This is a genomic window from Almyronema sp. (genome assembly GCF_052168255.1).
Classification (GTDB): domain Bacteria; phylum Cyanobacteriota; class Cyanobacteriia; order Phormidesmidales; family Phormidesmidaceae; genus Sphaerothrix; species Sphaerothrix epifaneia.
In genome coordinates, this window is the sequence record NZ_JBQLZL010000079.1 from 120,567 (window position 1) to 122,658 (window position 2,092).

2 protein-coding genes are annotated in these 2,092 nt (G+C 51.5%); both read right to left on the minus strand.

What is annotated here, in order from left to right:
- Nucleotides 1-18: 18 nt before the first annotated feature.
- Complete coding sequence (gene rsgA / locus ACTS3T_RS18335; RefSeq protein ID WP_462935322.1) at nt 19-1,068, minus strand: ribosome small subunit-dependent GTPase A; 1,050 nt, start codon at nt 1,066-1,068, stop codon at nt 19-21.
- Between the two features lie 401 nt (nt 1,069-1,469).
- Nucleotides 1,470-1,850, minus strand: coding sequence for a hypothetical protein (locus tag ACTS3T_RS18340; protein WP_377963397.1), 381 nt, complete (start codon nt 1,848-1,850; stop codon nt 1,470-1,472).
- Between the last annotated feature and the right edge of the window lie 242 nt (nt 1,851-2,092).

The window sequence follows — 2,092 nt, forward strand, 5'->3', positions numbered from 1 at the left end:
ACGATTACGGACAACTTTTTATTGCCGTTTGGGATGTTGGCGCATGGCTTTATGAATCTGCTTCCAGCGGGCTTTGCTGTTGTGCTGGTCTTGTCGTTGAGCGAGGTAGGCTTGCTCACGCTGTAGCTTTTGGTAACTGGCGAGTCGATGCTGCTCTAGCGTACCCGCTGCTAGGGCTTGCTGTACGGCACAGCCCGGTTCTTGCTGGTGGTGGCAGTCGCGAAAGTGGCAATCAGCGGCGATCGCTTCAATATCAGCAAAGGTTTCCTGCACACTGTCGGCTGTAGACCAAAGCTGAACTTCTCGCAGACCGGGCGTGTCAATTAGCAGTGCCCCGGAAGGCAGTTGCCAAAGCTGCCGCTGGGTTGTGGTGTGGCGACCACGGCTATCGTCTAGGCGGACGGCTTGGGTGGCCTGAGCGGTATGCCCCAAAAGCTGATTGGTGAGGGTAGATTTGCCAACGCCAGAGGAGCCAATTAGGGCGATGGTTTTGCCGGGGAGCAAGAAAGGGTTAAGTGCTTCTAAACCTTGATTTTGCAAGGCGCTAAGGCCAATTACAGGCACACCAAAGGCGATCGCTTCTACTGCCGCTAGCTTGAGTTCGAGGCGATCGCAAACGTCTATTTTATTGAGCAAAATCACCGGGTTAGCACCACTTTGCCAAATCAGGGTAAGGTAGCGTTCAATTCGGCGCAGGTTAAAGTCGCCATCTAAGCCACAGACAATAAACACCGTGTCTATATTGGCGGCGATGACCTGAGCTGCCGTTTGGCTCCCGGCTACTTTGCGGGCGAACTGGCTAGCGCGCGGTAGCACGGCCTGAATTAGGGCAGGCACAACTTCTGGCTGAATCACAACCCAGTCGCCTACAGCCGGAAAATCTGACGCTTGAGTAGCTTCATGGCGAAACTTGCCGCTGACCACGGCGGCGACTTCGCCGTTTTCTGTCCAAAGCTGGTAGCGCTGCCGCTGCTCAACTAAAACTCTGCCGACGGCAAAGCCAGCAGGGGCGATCGCGTTGAATGCCTGAGCAAAGCGATCGCACCAACCAAATTGTTGCAATGTCATGGTTGAAATATCCTCAAGTAAACCTGTTGGGCAAGGTTTACAGAGGTTGTCTAGCCCAAAGTGACGCAGACGAAACGCTCTGACCTTGCCAGTGAGATGGGGTTGATGCGAACCATTACCGACTCAGTCATAAAACGTTACCGCCTGAACTTAAACTCAGTGGGGTCACTTTTACTTTAGCGTGCCCCCTCTTAAAGCGGCTTATAGCTGCGATTAAAGTTTATATAGCCAAAGGCAAAAGGGTAAGCGTAGAGGGCAGCAGGAAAGCTTTTTTGTCAGCAGTTTGCAGCCCTTGCCGTGGCTCAATGCGGCGGGCGATCGCGATATCAGCGCTGATGCACCTATCATTTGCGCAGAATACAGAAGAAGGAAGGCTATCTTCTAAGCGGGAATCAGTGGTTTTACAGAGTCGTCTGGTTGTTCAGCAAAAGTAAAATTACGTAGACGGTTGCGACCGATAACCAGATAATGACGGGAACAATTAAATAAGCAGCGATCGCTGAACTGGCCGACACAAACCACACCACCCACGCTGCTAAAAGGCCAACGGCAATATTGCCAATTAAACCGGGCACTAGCCGAAAGCCAAACGTATAGAGCGGATAAAGCCAGACCATTGCTATCAACGCCAGCACTGAGTAAACGTATTTTTGCCAGATCTGCCCTTCAGCTTTCACCAAAAAGCAAAGCGACGCCAGCATCATCAGCGTTAAAACCACCCAAACTCGGCTAGCGACCCGTTCAATCCAGCTCAGTTGTTTGACAACCGCATCCACATCCATTGTTGTTAAGTCTCCTCATGGTCTACCCCAAAAGGGGTGACTAAAACCACCAAAAACCGCAATGTTAAGCTTCGCGACGATGCCAGATTCACAGCGTCTTTTTAGCTTGCTTGAAAAGGCTAGATAGGGTAGATTTTTGACTTATAGCTGTGAGTGTGCAGCTTGATGATCACCCAAAAATTTGGTCGAGCGGTGCCGAAAGTTGCGCGAACAACCTTTCGACACCTGACCCCTTCGACAGA

Bases quoted from the DNA above. Each gene is read 5' to 3' on its own strand.
- ACTS3T_RS18340 (WP_377963397.1), bottom strand. From the start codon at position 1,850: ATGGATGTGGATGCGGTTGTCAAACAACTGAGCTGGATTGAACGGGTC.
- rsgA (WP_462935322.1), bottom strand. From the start codon at position 1,068: ATGACATTGCAACAATTTGGTTGGTGCGATCGCTTTGCTCAGGCATTC.